Consider the following 17,278-nt stretch of genomic DNA (forward strand, 5'->3'; position numbering starts at 1 on the left):
TTTCTTAAGTTATTTTTTGAATTTAATTGTGAAGACCGTCTGCTTAAAAGGAACGCTGGAAAATTCAATATGCCCGTGCATCCGTTCCGTTAATCGTTTTGCAATGGTTAGCCCTAGGCCACTTCCTTCTGCGGAAGAGCTTCTTGAATCCTCCAAGGTGTACAATCGTTCAAAGATTTGGTTCGTTTCTGTTTCTTTTATCCCTTTTCCTCTATCCAAAATGTCGATAAACACATGCTCGCTATCTTGACGCAAGGTTAGGCCGACTACTTTTCCGTCCTTCCCATATCGAATGGCATTTGATAATAAATTCTCCAAAACACGGGTAATGGCATCTGCATCTGCATAAAGAAAAATAGACTCCTTTGGTATATCAATTAATACGTCAAAGCCTTTGGTGGTTAACGTATCATAATAGACGAGTATTGTTTTTCTGCATACCTCATTTATATGTATCTTACTCATTTCCAGCTGCCAGTCATCTGATTCAAGCTTTGCTAAATCAAAAAATTTATTCATTAGACTGGCTACTTCAATTACTTTTTCATTCACCGTGGCCAAAAGAGCAGCTCGTTCTTCAGGAGTGATCTCCTTATTATGCTGTATTGTCTCAATATATCCTAAAATAACAGTAAGTGGTGTCTTTAAGTCATGTGAAACATTTGTAAGCATGCGATTCATTGACGTTCTCACACGAGCAACTTCAGCCGTGTATTCCTGATGGTAATCAAGCAAATAATTAATTTCAATTAACAGCTCTCTTATCTGCTTTTTATCAGTAAATAATAACAACCGTTCAGCTGACTCATCCGAAATAATACTGTTCAGCTTTTTAGAAATATACGAGAGATTTTGGTTGATTTGCTTCTTTACTCTATAAAACCGATAAACTATTAATAACAGGAGAAGTAGAAGAACAGATAAAGCATATATCATGGGTTTATCTCCATTTTGTAACCAATCCCCCATATTGTCTTTATGTGTTTAGGGGAAGAAGGATCATCTTCAATTTTTCCCCTAAGTCTACGAATATGGACGTTTATAACGTTATCATCTCCGTAATACGTTTCCCTCCATACACTTTCAAAAAGTTGACCTTTCGTAAATACTTGGTTTGGATTCGTTGCTAGTAAACGCAATATCTGAAATTCCTTTGCAGTCAAATTCATTTCCTCTCCATTTTTTAATACGGAAAAGTTATTCAGATTGATTTCAAGATTGGACACCTTCACTACCTGATTTTGATTATCAGGATTTGATTGACTATATTGCGTTGATCGTCGTAATGCAGCCTTAACCCTGGCTGTCATTTCTATAAGCGAAAAAGGTTTTCCAATATAATCATCTGCCCCAAAACCAAGACCAAGGGCTTTATCTAGATCACTATCTTTAGCAGACATAATCAATATAGGGAGCAGGCTATACTTCCTGATACCCTGTAAAATATCTAAGCCGTTAGAAGAAGGTAACATTAAATCAAGTATCACCAAATCAAAAACTTCTCCTGAAAAGAGTTTCATTGCTTCTTCGCCATCAAATGCCGATGTAACCCTAAACCCTTCTTTTTTTAAATGATTTAAAACCATTTCATGGATTTGCTTATTATCTTCAACGAGCAATATTGATTCGCCCATGTCTTCACTTCTTTCTTTATAGAGATATGGTTTACTATTAGCGGAGCAGAAGGGAGGTAGAGTTAAAGGGCAATCAATTGCCTAGTAAAAGCAAATGATCTAGAGGAATATACAGAAGGAGTACGGATTTAGGTTCTCCTATCATTAGTGTTCACCGCCTTCCGCTATTCACAAACGATTACCTGCCGTGAGAAAAGCTTCTTTACCCCCTTATGAGCAACACATCGATCGACTATCTTAAAACCAGCCATCAATATCATCTCGTCCATGTCTTCGATTGTAAGAATCACGACTCTATCCGCTATTCTTTTTGCGTGCTTGATAATAGCGAACTGCTCTTCCGGAGTAGCACTGGAGTAAATGTTGTAAGGCATATCAATGATTGCCACATCATAATGGCCTTCTTCCTCGGCAATATCTTGTACTTTCACTAGTCCGTCATAGTTAAAATAAGAGATATTTTCCCTGGATCCCTTTACTACTAATGGATTGCGGTCAGAACCAACAATCTGGATCCCCATGGAGAGTGCTTCGACAAGTACCGTTCCTATTCCACAGCAAGGATCGATTACGCGGACACCTGATGGGTATGGAACTGCTATATTTACAACAGCTCTGGCCAAACGTGTGCTTATTGCAGTCGAGTATTCTTGAGGTTTCTTCACATGATGGAGCCATACGGACTCGCTTTCTTGGTAAGTCCCAAAGTACCACCGCCCTTTAAACGGTACAATACCGAAAAGGATATCAGGATTTTTCATCTGCGCCTCTCCGATGATATTCCATCCAATCTCTTTTTCAATAATCCGCCGTTCTGCATATTCTATTTTTTGTTCATTGGATAGGTCATTTATTTTTATGTAGAGTACCTTAAAGGTTTTGTCACTAAGCTCGATTTGGTGAACCTGTTTAGCGATTTCCTGAACAGATTTGCCAGAGAAAAGAATTGAGAGTCTTCCCTTTATAAATGGACTCCTGCTAGGATCGATGTTTCTTGTGCTTTTTATCAGGTTATCAGCTTCTTCTCCAAAGAGAGCCCTTTGTTCTAATGCACTGAGAGATTTTTCTTCGAGACCATGTGTGCAGGTGTATATGTATTCGGATGTTTGCGAGTTAAGTTTTGTCATAATTTGTGTATTAGCCCTTCTTCGATCAATAATCAATCCATTACTATTCAATCTATTATATCTTATATAAACCATTATAACGAAAAAAGTAATAGGTTATGTAAAGATGTCGCTCCACTCGTTTGCGAATGCATGAAAGTTACCGACAGCTTCCAGCGTATAAAATAGAAGTTTCAGATAAAAGGGGTTGAAATTGTAAGGGGTTTCAAATATAATTTACTTAAACCGATTTACTAAACCGGTTTACTACATACATGGAGGGGGCATTTATGAAAAAATCTACGATGGCTGATGTTGCAAAGTTAGCAGGAATTTCTAAAAGTACGGTATCACAATATATAAATAATCGTTTTACATATATGTCGGAGCCTACAAAAGAACGGATTAAGGTTGCCATCGAAGAGCTCCAGTATGTGCCGAACTTTACCGCTAAAAGTCTGAAACAAAAGAAGACTCGGACGATCGGTGTTATCGTCGCAAATATTTTACATTCTTTCACTACGGAAGTTATTCGTGCTATAGAAGATGAATGTGAGCGAAACAATTTTCAACTCATTGTTTGTAATGCAGACGACAATTCAGCAAAAGAAAGAAAGTACATTGATATTTTATTAGCTAAGCAAGTAGATGGTTTAATCATTTTTCCGACTACAGGCAATTTTGATTACTATCAGTATTTAAAGGAATTGCAATTCCCGGTCGTTTTCATAGATAGAAAGGTAGATGGAAATATATATCCAACCTTTTTGTTAGATAATGATGCAGCAGCAGAAATTGCAGTAGAGTCCTTTTATCAAAATGGGATACAAGAAGCAGGTATTGTATTACCGCCTCTAAAGAAAAACATGACACCACGTGAAGAACGACTAGAAGGATTTAGGAAAGCATTAGCCAGGAGAGGTATTCAACTCAAAGAAGATTGGATTGTAGAAGGGAATAGCCAAAAAGTCTCCGAGCATCTAAAAACGTTATATAGAAAGAATGATTTGCCTAAAGGGTTCTTTACAGTGAATGATGTTTCTTTAATAGAGTTACTAAAATTTCTAAAAAGTAAGCGCTTAAAAATACCACGTGATATAAATGTGATCACGATTGATTTCTCTGTTTATTTGGATTTATTGAATCCACCTATCACGATAATAAAACAACCAACTGTAGAAATAGGTGTTGAAGCAGCAAGTTGTTTACTGAAAGAGATTCAGGAAGAAGAACGGAAACAAGAATATGAATTAAGAAGATTCACCCCAGTTACCCACATAGAAAGCGAACAGATAAAGAAGTAAGCTTGCTTGTTTTTGCAAGCGATTGCAATTATAGTAATAGGCTTTCACTCGAATAAGGTTTGGAAAGGAAATACAAAAATATAAGGTTATAACCGTAATCTGGATTAGGAGGCATCGATGAGCACAGTAACAGTACAAGCAGAAGAAGTTAAACGTCTGGTAGTAGCTAAATTGGAACAAACAGGTTTAGAGAAAGACCATGCAGAAAAAGTAGCTAGCATTTTAATCCATGCAGATCTAAGAGGTGTGAGTTCTCATGGTGTCTTAAGAACAGAACACTATATTAATAGACTAAATGAAGGTGGATTGAATAAAACTCCGAACATTTCAGTCAACAATACGGGTCCGGTTACTGCTGTCGTAGATGGTGATAATGGGTTTGGACATGTCATTGCAGATAAGGCAATGGAAGTAGCGATTGAATCCGCAAAAGAAAATGGGGTTGGAATGGTTACAGCAATGAACAGTAGCCATTGCGGGGCCTTAAGCTATTTTGTAAACAGGGCAGCTGAAGAACAGTTGATTGGGATTGCGATGACACATACCGATAAAATTGTTGTTCCATTTGGTGGGAAGAAGCCTTTCTTAGGTACAAACCCAATAGCCTATGGAGTTCCAGCAAAAAAGAAAAAGCCGTTCATACTAGATATGGCAACTTCTACAGTAGCGCTAGGGAAGATTTTACAATTTAAAGAAGAAGGCAAAGATATCCCGGCAGGCTGGGGCGTTGATGCTGAGGGGAATACTGTTACAGATCCTTCTAAAGTAGAAGCACTAAGCCCATTTGGCGGGCCTAAAGGCTATGGCCTTTCCTTAATTGTTGATATCTTTTCTGGATTATTAGCGGGTGCTGCTTTTGGTCCACACGTTAATAAAATGTACGGGGATTTAGATAAGTACCGACATTTAGGGCATTATTTCTGTGTGATCAATCCATCCTATTTTACGGATAAAGATAGTTTTCTAGAAAATATGGACCAAATGATTGATGAACTGCATAACGCAAGTCCTGCAGAAGGATTTGATAAGGTTCTTATCCCAGGAGAAATTGAACAGCTTAATGAGGAAAAGAATCGAAAAGAAGGGGTTACGATTGCTGCATCTGTTTATGAGTATCTAGCAAATTAAAAAAGGGGAGAGAGTTATCATGAAGAAGATGAAATTAACGATCATATTATCTGCAATTGTATTGTTTCTGGCAGCATGTGGGTCAGATGAGGCTAGTGGTGGAAATGGGGATACCATCGAGTGGAAATTAGGCCATTTATCTGATGAAAACCATTTTTGGCATAAAACAGCCGAAGAATTTGCAAGTCTAGTAAACGAAAAGACCAATGGTGAGATTGAAATAGAGATTTATCCGAATAATTCATTAGGTGGCGAAACAGATACGATTAATTCCATTCAGGCGGGCACAGCAGATTTAGTTATCTCAGGGGAAACTCTACAAAACTGGGCACCAAAAGCCGCGCTATTGGCAGCACCGTATGCTTTTAGAGATTTAGATCACGTTACTTCCGTGGTAGAAGGGGAGATTGGGCAGGAAATTGAAGATCAGATTAAAGAAGAAGCAGGGCTGACTCCACTTTACTATCATACACGTGCACCGAGAAACCTAACTTCTAAAGAACCAATTAAATCTCCTGCAGACTTAAGTGGCTTTAGTATGCGTGTACCAAACGTTCCATTATTTTTAGATACATGGGAAGCTGCAGGAGCGAACCCTCAAGTAATGGACTTTAATGAAGTTTTCACAGGAATTCAGCAAGGGGTTATTGATGGTCAAGAGAACCCTGTTGATTTAATCCAAAGCGGTGGACTTTATGAAGTACAGCAATATGTAAATAGAACGGAGCATGTTCATTCATGGATTTATGTATTAGTAGGAAATGAGCAGCTTGAAGCGTTGAATGATGAACAACGAGATGCAGTTCTTGAGGCAGCCGAAGAGGCACAGAAGATCGGAGAAGAGCTTTACCAAGAAGAAATCGAACAGATTGAAGGCGAATTAACTGACAATGGCATGGAATTTGTTGACGTTGATCAAGAAGCCTTTAGAGAGGTTATGATCCCAGCGGTAGAAAAATCGTTATCAGATGAACAGCTAGATCTATATAATCGGATTTTAGAAGTTGAGTAGACATTAATAGACGGACCCAATCAAAAAATGAAGGGCTGGCCTTCTTTACCTTAAGGAGGTAGAGCGGGCAGCTCTTATTGCTTTATTGACAAAGGGGTATAAAAAAGAGGTGGCTTTTTTTATGAAGGGACGGTGCAGGAGGAAATGACCAAGCTTATTGAGCGATTACTCGGATTTCTAACAATCGTTAGTTTTATAGGCGTTATTAGTGCAGTGGTTGTCCAAATTATGGCTAGATATTTGCCATATAACGCAGTATGGACAGAAGAATTAACGCGATATTTCTTCATCTTTACAATATGCTTTGGTGCTCCACTAGGGTTGTTAAAAGGAGAATATATAAACGTTGACGTTATTTTAAAAAGAATACCACTAAAAATCCGTAAATATTACGAGATTGTCATCTATTTACTTATTTTAGCTTTGAGTGTGGTTTTAGTGATGGAAGGCCTCACATTCACCGAAATTGGTGCAAATCAATTATCTGCCACGATGAACTTCCCGATGTCGTATATACATGCAGGGTTTGTCATTTTGGGTGTGTTTTTGGCATACTTTTCTACCATTCAAATCATCCGCCTGTTAAAGAATCAATATAATTTTGAACAGGGTTACGAGGAGGAATAATTATGGCAGCATTATTATTTGGATCATTTATAGTCTTAATCTTCCTAGGGATCCCTGTTGCCTTCAGCTTAGGGTTAGCCTCACTTCTTTATTTAGTTATAGGGGATATTCCATTAACGATTATACCTCAACGTATGTTTGGTGGTTTAAATTCCTTTACGCTCCTCTGTATACCAGGCTTTATTCTTGCTGGTAATTTAATGAACGCAGGAGGTATTACGGATAGGATTATACATTTTGCAAATAGCATATTGGGCCATATCCGTGGTGGGCTAGGTTTAGCAAATGTTGGTGCATCCATGGGGTTTTCCGGGATTTCTGGTACGGCATTAGCTGATACAGCGAGTATTGGTTCTGTTATGATTCCGTCTATGAAAAAGCAAGGGTATGGCGCAGGATTCTCTGCGGCGGTTACAGCTTCTTCATCCGTTGTTGGTCCAATTATCCCGCCGTCTCTACCGATGATTATGGTCGGTACGCTAGCAGCACTTTCCATTGGTGATTTGTTTGCAGCAGGTATTATACCAGGTCTGTTACTAGGCCTCGGATTGATGATCCCAACCTACTTGATCTCCGTAAAAAGAGGTTATCCAAAAGGAAAAAGAAGTACTTTAAAAGAAATTTGGACGAGTTTTAGTGGAGCATTTTGGGCTCTTTTTATGACAATCATTATTTTGTATGGAATTCTAGGTGGTTATTTCACACCAACAGAAGCATCTATTATTGCAGTTCTTTATGCTGTTGTGGTCGGATTGTTAGTGTATAAGGAGTTGAAAGTGAAAGATTTACCATCAATCATCTTAAAGTCAATGGTAAGCGCGGCTTCTATCATGTTATTAGTAGGTTTTGCTAACCTATTTGGTTGGATTATGACAAGAGAGCAAATCCCCCAACTAATAGCAGATTCCATTTTAGGATTTTCAACTAACTCTGTCGTCGTGATATTACTGATTATCTTACTACTATTATTCGTGGGTACATTTATGGAAACCATTGCAGCACTTGTAATCTTATTTCCAGTATTATTACCGGTTGCAACGCAAATTGGAATGGACCCAATTCAATTTGGTGTAGTGATGGTTCTAACATTAGTAATTGGCTTAATGACACCGCCTGTTGGTGTATGTCTCTTTGTTGCATCCCAAATAGGTAGAGTCACCATGGGGAAAGTGGTACGAGAGCTCGTTCCATTCTTTGGTATTGCCCTTCTCGTGCTATTACTTGTCGCATTTGTCCCACAAATAACGTTATTTTTACCAAATCTTTTTGAATAGAGGTGGATTGACTTGAAAGCAGTATTAATGCCCGAAGCACGTAAAATCGAGATAACAAATGTAGATAAACCACAAATTGATAAGGAAAGTCAAGTTCTATTAAAGATTAAAAGGGTAGGGATATGCGGATCAGACATGCATATCTACCATGGCACAAATCCAATGGCCACGTATCCTAGAATAGTAGGTCATGAAGTAACTGGAGAAATCGTGGAAGTAGGCTCCCAAGTATCCTCTGTAGCAGTTGGTGATCGTGTTGTTGTAGAACCGATCCGTTATTGCGGGAAATGCTTCGCATGTAAAAATGGACGTCCCAATGTATGTAAAGAGCTGTCTGCCTTTGGGGTGCATGAAGACGGTGGTATGAGAGAATTCGCCGTACTTCCTGAGAATCAAGTTCATAGAATTGACCCAACAATCGATTGGGACGAAGCCGTAATGGCAGAGCCTTATACGATTGGGGCACAGGCCACCTGGAGAGGAAATGTCCAAGAGGGTCACACAGTTTTTATTCAAGGAGCAGGGCCAATTGGAATTACGGTGTTAAAAATGGCCAAGCTACGTGGCGCTACGGTTATTATTTCTGATATTACACAGGAAAGATTAGATTTTGCAAAGGAAAATGGCGCAGATTATACGATCAACCCTATTGAAATTAATGTAGCCACAAAAATCGAAGAAATTACGGCAGGGGAAGGAGCAAACGTTGTAATTGATGCAGTTGGTACACCACAAACATTTGAATTAAGTGTCGAAGTTGTATCCCCTTCTGGCTATGTTGTAACACTTGGATTTGATACAAGGCCATCCTCTATTCCGGCAATGCCTATTACAAAAAAAGAGCTCACAATTGTGGGATCAAGATTGCAGACAGGCCAGTTTCCTTATGTAATAGATTTAATGAATGATAGAAAGTTAACGCATAATGGCTTGATTACGCATAAATTTCAACTTCACGAAGTAGAAGAAGCGTTCAAATTCATAGAAGAAAATCCACAATTAGTAAGAAAAGCAGTCATAGCTTTTGACTAAGCAAGGAGGATGAGCATGGCACTGACAGAAATGATCGCAAAACTACAAGCATCAAAATTAGTGGCCGTAATCAGGGGAAATAGTGCTGAAGAAGCACAGTCTATTGCTGAAGCAGCTATAAAAGGTGGCATTACTCATATTGAATTAACGTACACAACCCCTTTTGTCGGCAAAGCTTTTGAAGCCCTTCATTCTACAGATGCTACCATTGGAGCTGGTACGGTATTAGATGTGCAAACAGCCCGTGACGCCATTTTGCATGGAGCGCAATTCGTAGTAAGTCCTCATTTTGATTCAGAAATAGCAAAGTTGTGTAATCGGTACAATGTTCTTTATATGCCTGGTTGTATGACGGTAAAAGAAATTGTTTCAGCACTAGAATATGGCTGCACCATTGTGAAGCTATTTCCTGCTAATGGGTTTGACCCAAGCTTTATTAAATCGATTAAAGGGCCTATTCCACAGGTGGACGTTATGCCAACAGGTGGAATCAATTTAGAAAATATGAAGGATTGGATACAAGCAGGGGCTGTTGCTGTCGGGATTGGCAGTGATCTTACAAAAGCTTATCGAAATAACGGGGCAGAAGGCGTTACTGCATTAGCTCAAAACTATACAAACACACTAAGGAGGGTGAAAGAATGAATATTACCTTTCGCTGGTTTGGAAGGGACAATGATACGGTCTCTTTAGAGGATATTAGACAAATCCCAGGTGTAAAGGGAATTGTGTGGGCACTCCATAAAGTGCCAGCTGGAGACGTATGGACCGAGGAAGCAATTGAAGAAGAAGTGAAATATATTCAATCCCATGGCTTTCATGCAGAAGTAGTAGAAAGTGTGAACATCCACGAATCGATAAAAATAGGGAATGCAGACAGAGATCGCTATATAGCTAACTATAAAGAAACAATTAAAAATTTAGCCAAGCATGGAGTAAAGGTTATTTGCTATAATTTCATGCCTGTATTTGACTGGGTTAGAACAAATATGAAAGAGCCATTACCTGATGGATCAACCGCTTTATTTTTTGAAAAAAAGATAGTGGAAAATATAAACCTACAAACAATGGCTAATGATGTGATTAATTCAAGTGATTTAACCTTACCAGGATGGGAACCAGAAAGGCTAGCTAAAATAGAGGAACTTTTGGAAGAGTATGAGTCTGTCACAGAGGATGATCTATGGGATAATCTCGCATACTTTTTAGATGAAGTATTACCAGTAGCGGAAAGCCATGGAGTAAAACTGGCGATTCACCCGGATGATCCACCATGGTCTGTGTTTAACCTACCACGAATCATGAAAAATGATGCGGATATAAAACGTTTATATTCTCTATCTGATTCACCATCGAACACGCTAACATTTTGTTCAGGTGCTCTAGGAGCAAATCGGGAAAATAATACGGTAGAAATTATAAAGGATGTTGCAGAGAGATCGCCATTTCTACATGTGCGTAACGTAAAGATTTTTGAGAATGGAAACTTTATTGAGACATCTCATTTATCTTCAGATGGCAATATTGATATTAAAAATATTATGAAGCAGCTAAGTGACATCAACTATGATGGCTATATTCGGCCAGACCATGGTAGACATATTTGGAATGAAGTTTCCAGACCAGGGTACGGGCTTTATGATAGAGCATTAGGAATAATGTATTTGAATGGGCTATGGGATGCATTCCAATCAGTCAAGAAGGAGGAGGCCAACTATGTTTCCAGTACATGAGAATCTTGAAGGTAAGGTAGCAGTCATTACAGGTGGAAGTGGTGTCCTCTGTTCTGCAATGGCAAAGGAATTAGGTAGACAAAAGGTTAAAGTAGCCATTTTAAACAGAACGTTAGAAAATGGCCAAAAGGTAGCAGACGAAATCAACAAAGCTAATGGAGAAGCAATCGCAATTGGTGCTAACGTATTGGAAGAGGATGCATTATTAGAGGCGAAGCAAGAAGTTCTGAGTAAATTCGGAAAGATTGATATCTTAATCAACGGAGCTGGGGGCAACCATGAGGACGCGATTACCTCAGAAGAGAAGCATAGCCAAGATGCAAAAAAATCTTTCTTTGACTTAAAAGCTGAAGGGTTTACTAGCGTATTTGACCGTAATTTTAAAGGAAGCTTTTTAGCTGCGAAAGTATTTGGGGAAGCATTGCTTGAGCAACAAGGCTCTAGCATAATTAATATCTCTTCCATGAGCGCATATGCACCGATGACAAAAGTGCCTGCATACTCTGCAGCAAAAGCTGCCATTAATAACTTTACGATGTGGCTATCCGTTCATTTTGCCAACACAGGGTTAAGAGTAAATGCAATAGCTCCAGGGTTCTTCCTTACTACGCAAAACCGAGATCTTTTACTGGATAAAGAGGGCAACCATACAGCAAGAGCTGAAAAAATCATTACCGGAACACCAATGGAAAAATTCGGCGATCCTAACGACCTAATTGGTACACTTTTATGGTTAGTAGATCCTGAATACTCTGGCTTCGTAACAGGTGTAACGGTTCCTGTAGACGGCGGATTTATGGCTTATTCCGGAGTATAATAGGATCATGGTTTAACAATAGGGGATCAAATAATAATAAAGGTCGCTGACTGGGCAGGTCAGGAGATCCATAGATTTAAAGGTTTATTTTGAAGTTGAATGGCTGGTTTGAGCTCGGTGTGTTACTGAACTCAAACCAGTTTATTTTAGTTTGGAATGGGAAATGTTATTTGGTTGGTTTAGAGAAAAGGGATTTCTTAAACCTCCCAATCGAAAACTGCGAAATATCTACATCATTCTTACCGGAGATGATCAAATTACTTAATGCCTGTCCAACTGCACTGCTAAATTTAAACCCATGTCCTGAAAATCCTGCTGCAATCGCAACATTTGCGTGCTTAGGGTGGAGGTCAATAATGAATTTATCATCAGGTGTGTGTGTATACATACAGGTTTTACCATACTTCAATTGCCAAATATCAGGGATGTATTGATTCATAAATTGTGCCAAATCTCCTTCATCTTCTGCTAGTTCACCAAACCCTATCGGAGACTCGTCAGGGTGGATGGGATTTCCGCCATCATGACGCCCTACTTTTAAACCGGACCCATCTATACTCGGGAATCCATAATAAATTCCTTTGGGTGTATCAAATGCAAAGGCTGGAAAACGGCTATGATTATAGGTAGTCTCATTAGCGTCAAACCAAGCAAATGTTTTCCTCACAGGTGTAAGTGGAAGCTCCAAACCCAACATAGAAATGAGTTCACCTGACCATGCTCCTGCCGAAACCACGAGCGCATCCGAGTGAAGGGTCTGTTCGTCTGTCTTAATTGTTACTTTATCCTCTTGAATATAAATGTCTCTTACTCTACTATTTGGGTGGATTGTTGCACCATTCTGCTCAGCAAGTGCTTGGTATGCTTTAATAATTTCCTCACTCTTTAGCACGCCAGATGTCGGTTCAAAGCAACCAATAAAGTCGTTCGGTAACGAAATGTTAGCCCAACGATTCTGCACTTTATTAGCATCCATTACATCAAGGGGCAAATCGTACTTTTTAGCACTAGAGATAATATTTCGGATGAAATTGGAGTCTGCATTTCCAACATTAAGTACACCAGTTTGAGTGAATAACTGCTTTCCAGTAGCCTTTTCTAAGTCATACCATAACTCTCGCGCTCTAAGAATAAATGGTACATATTCCTCCCCTTCACCATAAGCATAGCGAATAATTCTCGTGTCCCCATGATGACTCCCTTTATTATGTGGTGGGTTAAAAGAATCTAATAATAACGTTTTTTTCCCACTCTTGGATAAATAATATCCTGCTGCCATGCCCATTGAACCTGCACCAATTACGATTACGTCATAGTTCATACCATCTAACCTCCAATAATAAATATCTAACGTATAGTGAACACAATTAATTTTTATCTAGAGCCATTTATCTATTGGCTACTAAAAAATTCATATCTCTTAACAAAAGGACCACATAAATCCATAGCGGATCTTATGTGGTTTTTTATGGATGTTCCTCTATTTTTTTGTTCGCTGAAATGATTAGAAACATTGGTCTCCGATTTTCATCAGCCATCAAAGGGTCCTTTTTTGCCATTTCCTCAGTAGGATATGATTCCTTCACTTCCTTTATCATAAAACCAGTGTCAATCAGACCGTTGATATATGTGGAAATGGTGCGATGGTATTTTGTCACATGTTCATTTAAAAAGGACGTTTCACGCGCGCCTTCGATTTGATAGTAATCAACTGGCCAGTGCAGGCGCTTCCCTTGTTCATCGTAATACCAGTCTTGTTCTTTTCGAGAGGTGAAAATAGGATGTTCCACAGAAAAAACAAAGCTTCCCCCAGGTTTTAGTGAACCATAAACCTTCTTACAAATTGTTTTAAATGACTTAATATAATGAAAAGCAAGGGAACTAATCACCACGTCAAATGGAGAGCGTGAAAAATCAATGTCTTCGATAGGCGTTTTAATATATGAAATGGAAGGATCTTTTGTCATTTCACGAGCTCGTTGAATCATTTTTTCAGAAATATCTACACCTGTGACAAAGCGTGCCAGCTGCTCCCGTGCATATCGACAATGCCAGCCGAAACCGCAGCCTAAATCAAGAACTGTTTTATCCTTAAGGTCTGGTAGTAGTTCTTTTAGGATATGCCACTCTCCAGCGCCTTCAAGCCCATGAACGGAGCGGGGCATTAGTTCGTATGCAGAAAAGAAATTCGGGTCATCATATTTATTTTGTTTCATCGTGAAATACACCTCCTATTTTAAAAATGATCAAGTAGGGTTAATCAGCAGCACAGCCCCAAGCAGAACGATAAGAATAAAGACGTAACGCTCGAATTTATGACTAGGGATACGACCATGTAAATACGCACCTAAAAATGTTGCGGCAATGATAAAAGGCAAGGAAAGGCCGAAGAGCGTAAATACATCCTTTGTCCATAGACCTCCAAGTGCTTGGCCTAGTACCACCATTATCCCAGAAATAAGAAAATGAGCTTGCAATGTTCCTCGAAAGCGATCTGGACTCCACCGACGCATTGTGCCGTAAATAACAACGGGTACACCATTAAAGTTATAAGCACTTCCAAGTGTTCCGGCAGCAAAACCGAACGGTAACGCCCAAGCTGGACTATCCAACAAAGGACGTTGTGCTGACTTCGTAATCATTGGTTTGGCCAGTGAATACGCTCCATATGCAACAAGAAATACGCCAAGTGCAACCGTGATCACCATGGCAGGAGCATAAAGGACTAAGACCAGGCCAGCAGGAATGCCGAGCAGGGTAGTAATGGCTAATCGAATTAGTGCGGCTCGATCAATGTGACGCCATCCTGTAGACACAGCGAGCAAAGCCACTGTAAGCCCGGCTAATCCTATCAGCGATATGGAAGTATGTAAATCTAGTGGTAGCAGTGCAAGTAGGGGCATCCCTACTACAGCTTCTCCAAAACCAAACGTAGCTCTCATCAAAGAGCCGATGAAAACAACGGCAATGACTAATAGAATGAGTGTGGTAGACATATAAAACAACTCCAGTAGCTAAAGTTACAGCTTAAAATATAACATTCATTATCTACCTTTATTTTATCATAGTGGTGAAACAATATGGCTTAGTTGGGGCTAATTGAGTGGGGATTTTAAAGAATCTTTTTTGAAAAAACCTAGCATTTGGCCAAAGCCTTCCTACCTTCTAAAAATCATTGGATAAATTCCATGAACTGGCAGAATTGTATAAAATGATTTAAAATCTAATAAGAACTAGACTACATAGAAAGGTAGATTTTAATGAATTTTAATCGTCACTTTTTAATTGGAATGCTAACAGTCGGATTGCTCCTTTTAGCTGCATGTGAGAATTCTTCTGCCGAGTCTAGCGCTACGACAGACAACGAGTCAGAAGATAGGAATGGAACCCAAACGGCAAATGAAAATGGAGAGGCTGTAGAGGAGGAAGCGGAGAAAGATGCAGGTTCAAATGCAGACGACCCGACTCAAGGCAACACGGAGGAAAGTACAACGGAAGAAGCGGAAACTACCGAAAAAGTGGAAACAGCTAATGATGATGCCGCAGAAGAGGATTCCCCGACTAAGAGTACAGTAAGCAAGAAAGAAGAGTACCTTCAGAAATTAAATGATGCAAAAAAAGAAACACGTATGCAACGGGAAGAGTCAGCTGATGGCATAACGATCGAGTTAAAAAGTGTGGAAGGGAATTTATTCGACCTGTGGGACGGATTGTTAAACGAAATTTATGGAGTCCTGGAGGATCAACTTTCTACAGAAGAAATGGAGCAACTGAGAGTAGAACAACGTGAATGGATTAAGCACCGCGATAACAAGGCAAAGGAGGCATCCCTGGAATATGAAGGGGGCACTGCAGAACACCTAGTTTATAGAACAGTCCTTAACGACCTTACGATAGAACGATGCACTGTATTGGTTGAGGAGTATATGAAGTAATGAATAGAGCACTCTCGGTTGAGCGTGCTCTTTATTTTGGCTGATGTTAGCTCGTTCACGGGCGATAATTTCTTATTCTCGGAGGATGTTCACTCATTCTTGGCCGATGATCTCCCGCTCACAGCTTATGATGTCAGGTTCACGAGCGATGTTCACTTATTCACGGCTGATGTTCTAAGCTCACAGCCGATGCCCTGCACGACTTTCAACAGCTGTCACGCGAATTGCTGCTGCCGACACGCGACTTTCAGTAGCTCCAACGCGCGTTCTCACAACCAACACCCAATCACCTATAAACTAGACGCTCTAAGATTCTTTTTACGTAGTAGTGTATTCAATTGCTCTGAGCATAAAAGCATCCCTACAATATATACGCATATAAAAAACGGGAAGATTGCAATTGTTGAATGAGATGCAATCAATCCAAGTAAAGGTGGCAGAAAGGTATTACCTGTGTACGCTAACGCCATTTGATAGCCCATAATAGTCTGAGAATGTTTCTTCCCAAAGCGTGTAGGTGTTTCATGTAACATAGATGGAAAAATCGGCGCTAAACCAAAACCTATCATGATAAACCCTACGAGTGAGAATATAGTTGGAAAGGGAAGCACAAGAAGTGCAGCACCAACCAATGCGATGAGTTGCCCACCTCGAATCAGCATGCGGCTACTTAATTTAAAGGTGACAAAGCCAGTTAGAAATCTAGCAACTGTTAATCCACCCCAATAAAGGGAAACCCACTTGGCAGCAGTGGCCGCTGACAGATCTTTAACATCTACGAGATAACTACTCCCCCAAAGTCCCACTGTTGTTTCCACCCCACAATAAAACAGGAAGGAAAACAATGCGAGCTTCACTCCTCTTATTTTCAGAGGCTTTTCATGCTTCTCATGTTCTTGCGCTTTCTCCTGATTCGCTTCTGTTTCCTCATTTTGTGCTACATTCCTGTTTTGCGCTACTTTTTTCCACAATGGGAAGGAAAGTAAAAGGATAGCTGCTAATGCGAACTGGATTCCAGCAATGGTGAGATAACCATTTCTCCAAGCCTGCTGTCCTGTAATAAATTGGGCCATGATGATGGGTCCCAAGGTTGCTCCCACACCCCAAAAACTATGCAACCAACTCATATGGTGTGCTTTATAATGTAGTGCCACATAGTTGTTTAGTGCTGTATCTACAGCGCCCGCTCCTAATCCAAGTGGAATAGCACATACAGCTAACCAAATAATCGACGGCGCAAAATAAAACCCTAGTAAAGCACCAGCTGTCAGTAAGACACTAACAAAGGTAACCTTCGCAGTTCCGTATCGTTTGATGACCTTTCCACTTACTAAACTGGAAATGATGGTGCCAACAGAAATGATCATAAAAAGATATCCTGCTGCATCAAGTGGAGCCCCGATATCCTCTTGTATCACGGGCCATGCAGCCCCTAATAAGGGATCAGGTAAACCTAAGCTAATAAAAGCCAAATAAATAACAAGCAAAAGTAATAATGTCATGTTTACTCCGTTTCTCCTAACTTTTATTTTTCGTTGTGTTTTCTGCAATGACTGATTAAATAAATTTCCTCCACTTCACTCTCAGTAAAGCTATTAATCTACTAATAATTTCAATCATTTATTGGTCTGAAACTAAATTCTAAAAGTGTTTTGCGAATTTTACGCAGAACAATT

17 protein-coding genes are annotated in these 17,278 nt (G+C 39.6%); 10 read left to right on the forward strand and 7 right to left on the reverse strand.

Features of this window, described 5'->3' with window-relative positions; translation table 11 throughout:
- Positions 1-9 precede the first annotated feature (9 nt).
- From ACTWPF_RS04470 to ACTWPF_RS04480, 3 genes are all read right to left on the reverse strand, one after another.
- On the reverse strand, positions 10-936 hold the full coding sequence (locus ACTWPF_RS04470) for a sensor histidine kinase (RefSeq protein WP_443148447.1): 927 nt from the start codon (positions 934-936) through the stop codon (positions 10-12).
- The gene (locus ACTWPF_RS04475; protein WP_443148448.1) at positions 933-1,634 is read right to left on the reverse strand and encodes a response regulator transcription factor; all 702 of its coding nucleotides are present in this window, start codon (positions 1,632-1,634) and stop codon (positions 933-935) included. The genes ACTWPF_RS04470 and ACTWPF_RS04475 overlap by 4 nt, the downstream gene beginning before the upstream one ends.
- A 164-nt stretch (positions 1,635-1,798) precedes the next feature.
- Positions 1,799-2,761 (reverse strand): TRM11 family SAM-dependent methyltransferase, encoded by a 963-nt coding sequence (locus tag ACTWPF_RS04480; protein ID WP_443148853.1) that lies wholly within the window; start codon positions 2,759-2,761, stop codon positions 1,799-1,801.
- A gap of 269 nt (positions 2,762-3,030) precedes the next feature.
- On the opposite strand from ACTWPF_RS04480, the gene ACTWPF_RS04485 reads away from it, so the two are divergent.
- The 9 genes from ACTWPF_RS04485 (at position 3,031) to ACTWPF_RS04525 (ending at position 11,667) form a co-directional block, all read left to right on the forward strand.
- A complete protein-coding gene (locus ACTWPF_RS04485; protein WP_443148449.1) occupies positions 3,031-4,044 on the forward strand; it encodes a substrate-binding domain-containing protein in 1,014 nt (337 codons plus the stop codon).
- 117 nt (positions 4,045-4,161) lie between these two features.
- Complete coding sequence (gene allD, locus ACTWPF_RS04490) at positions 4,162-5,172, forward strand: ureidoglycolate dehydrogenase (protein ID WP_443148450.1); 1,011 nt, start codon at positions 4,162-4,164, stop codon at positions 5,170-5,172.
- Between the two features lie 19 nt (positions 5,173-5,191).
- A complete protein-coding gene (locus ACTWPF_RS04495; RefSeq protein ID WP_443148451.1) occupies positions 5,192-6,184 on the forward strand; it encodes a DctP family TRAP transporter solute-binding subunit in 993 nt (330 codons plus the stop codon).
- A gap of 144 nt (positions 6,185-6,328) precedes the next feature.
- Complete coding sequence (locus ACTWPF_RS04500) at positions 6,329-6,811, forward strand: TRAP transporter small permease (RefSeq protein WP_238018338.1); 483 nt, start codon at positions 6,329-6,331, stop codon at positions 6,809-6,811.
- Positions 6,811-8,085, forward strand: a complete 1,275-nt coding sequence (locus ACTWPF_RS04505; protein WP_106897729.1) for a TRAP transporter large permease — start codon at positions 6,811-6,813, stop codon at positions 8,083-8,085. The genes ACTWPF_RS04500 and ACTWPF_RS04505 overlap by 1 nt, the downstream gene beginning before the upstream one ends.
- Before the next feature lie 12 nt (positions 8,086-8,097).
- A complete protein-coding gene (locus ACTWPF_RS04510) occupies positions 8,098-9,117 on the forward strand; it encodes a zinc-binding alcohol dehydrogenase family protein (protein ID WP_443148452.1) in 1,020 nt (339 codons plus the stop codon).
- Positions 9,118-9,132: 15 nt separating this feature from the next.
- Positions 9,133-9,762, forward strand: a complete 630-nt coding sequence (locus tag ACTWPF_RS04515; RefSeq protein ID WP_238018339.1) for a bifunctional 2-keto-4-hydroxyglutarate aldolase/2-keto-3-deoxy-6-phosphogluconate aldolase — start codon at positions 9,133-9,135, stop codon at positions 9,760-9,762.
- Positions 9,759-10,850, forward strand: a complete 1,092-nt coding sequence (gene uxuA / locus ACTWPF_RS04520; protein ID WP_443148453.1) for a mannonate dehydratase — start codon at positions 9,759-9,761, stop codon at positions 10,848-10,850. Before ACTWPF_RS04515 ends, uxuA begins: the two co-directional genes overlap by 4 nt.
- A complete protein-coding gene (locus tag ACTWPF_RS04525) occupies positions 10,834-11,667 on the forward strand; it encodes an SDR family oxidoreductase (RefSeq protein WP_443148454.1) in 834 nt (277 codons plus the stop codon). The genes uxuA and ACTWPF_RS04525 overlap by 17 nt, the downstream gene beginning before the upstream one ends.
- Positions 11,668-11,833: 166 nt before the next feature.
- Here the strand turns inward: ACTWPF_RS04525 and solA are convergent, their stop codons facing one another.
- From solA to ACTWPF_RS04540, 3 genes are all read right to left on the reverse strand, one after another.
- Positions 11,834-12,988, reverse strand: coding sequence for an N-methyl-L-tryptophan oxidase (solA, locus tag ACTWPF_RS04530; RefSeq protein WP_443148455.1), 1,155 nt, complete (start codon positions 12,986-12,988; stop codon positions 11,834-11,836).
- A gap of 145 nt (positions 12,989-13,133) precedes the next feature.
- Positions 13,134-13,883 (reverse strand): class I SAM-dependent methyltransferase, encoded by a 750-nt coding sequence (locus ACTWPF_RS04535; protein WP_443148456.1) that lies wholly within the window; start codon positions 13,881-13,883, stop codon positions 13,134-13,136.
- A 30-nt stretch (positions 13,884-13,913) separates the two neighbouring features.
- The gene (locus ACTWPF_RS04540; RefSeq protein ID WP_443148457.1) at positions 13,914-14,663 is read right to left on the reverse strand and encodes a sulfite exporter TauE/SafE family protein; all 750 of its coding nucleotides are present in this window, start codon (positions 14,661-14,663) and stop codon (positions 13,914-13,916) included.
- Between the two features lie 264 nt (positions 14,664-14,927).
- Here ACTWPF_RS04540 and ACTWPF_RS04545 point away from each other — a divergent pair, with 264 nt between their 5' ends.
- Positions 14,928-15,602, forward strand: coding sequence for a lysozyme inhibitor LprI family protein (locus tag ACTWPF_RS04545; protein WP_443148458.1), 675 nt, complete (start codon positions 14,928-14,930; stop codon positions 15,600-15,602).
- A gap of 290 nt (positions 15,603-15,892) precedes the next feature.
- Here ACTWPF_RS04545 and ACTWPF_RS04550 read toward each other — a convergent pair whose 3' ends face one another.
- Positions 15,893-17,104: an MFS transporter gene (locus tag ACTWPF_RS04550; RefSeq protein WP_443148459.1), complete on the reverse strand. Its 1,212-nt coding sequence runs from the start codon at positions 17,102-17,104 to the stop codon at positions 15,893-15,895.
- Positions 17,105-17,278 lie beyond the last annotated feature (174 nt).

It is taken from the genome of Oceanobacillus sp. M65 (assembly GCF_052246275.1).
GTDB lineage: Bacteria > Bacillota > Bacilli > Bacillales > Amphibacillaceae > Oceanobacillus_B > Oceanobacillus_B jordanicus.

Excerpts from the sequence above, each read along its gene's own strand:
- ACTWPF_RS04470 (WP_443148447.1), bottom strand. The coding sequence starts at position 936 with ATGATATATGCTTTATCTGTTCTTCTACTTCTCCTGTTATTAATAGTT.
- ACTWPF_RS04475 (WP_443148448.1), bottom strand. The coding sequence starts at position 1,634 with ATGGGCGAATCAATATTGCTCGTTGAAGATAATAAGCAAATCCATGAA.
- ACTWPF_RS04480 (WP_443148853.1), bottom strand. The coding sequence starts at position 2,761 with ATGACAAAACTTAACTCGCAAACATCCGAATACATATACACCTGCACA.
- ACTWPF_RS04485 (WP_443148449.1), top strand. The coding sequence starts at position 3,031 with ATGAAAAAATCTACGATGGCTGATGTTGCAAAGTTAGCAGGAATTTCT.
- allD (WP_443148450.1), top strand. The coding sequence starts at position 4,162 with ATGAGCACAGTAACAGTACAAGCAGAAGAAGTTAAACGTCTGGTAGTA.
- ACTWPF_RS04495 (WP_443148451.1), top strand. The coding sequence starts at position 5,192 with ATGAAGAAGATGAAATTAACGATCATATTATCTGCAATTGTATTGTTT.
- ACTWPF_RS04500 (WP_238018338.1), top strand. The coding sequence starts at position 6,329 with ATGACCAAGCTTATTGAGCGATTACTCGGATTTCTAACAATCGTTAGT.
- ACTWPF_RS04515 (WP_238018339.1), top strand. The coding sequence starts at position 9,133 with ATGGCACTGACAGAAATGATCGCAAAACTACAAGCATCAAAATTAGTG.
- uxuA (WP_443148453.1), top strand. The coding sequence starts at position 9,759 with ATGAATATTACCTTTCGCTGGTTTGGAAGGGACAATGATACGGTCTCT.
- ACTWPF_RS04525 (WP_443148454.1), top strand. The coding sequence starts at position 10,834 with ATGTTTCCAGTACATGAGAATCTTGAAGGTAAGGTAGCAGTCATTACA.
- solA (WP_443148455.1), bottom strand. The coding sequence starts at position 12,988 with ATGAACTATGACGTAATCGTAATTGGTGCAGGTTCAATGGGCATGGCA.
- ACTWPF_RS04535 (WP_443148456.1), bottom strand. The coding sequence starts at position 13,883 with ATGAAACAAAATAAATATGATGACCCGAATTTCTTTTCTGCATACGAA.
- ACTWPF_RS04540 (WP_443148457.1), bottom strand. The coding sequence starts at position 14,663 with ATGTCTACCACACTCATTCTATTAGTCATTGCCGTTGTTTTCATCGGC.
- ACTWPF_RS04545 (WP_443148458.1), top strand. The coding sequence starts at position 14,928 with ATGAATTTTAATCGTCACTTTTTAATTGGAATGCTAACAGTCGGATTG.
- ACTWPF_RS04550 (WP_443148459.1), bottom strand. The coding sequence starts at position 17,104 with ATGACATTATTACTTTTGCTTGTTATTTATTTGGCTTTTATTAGCTTA.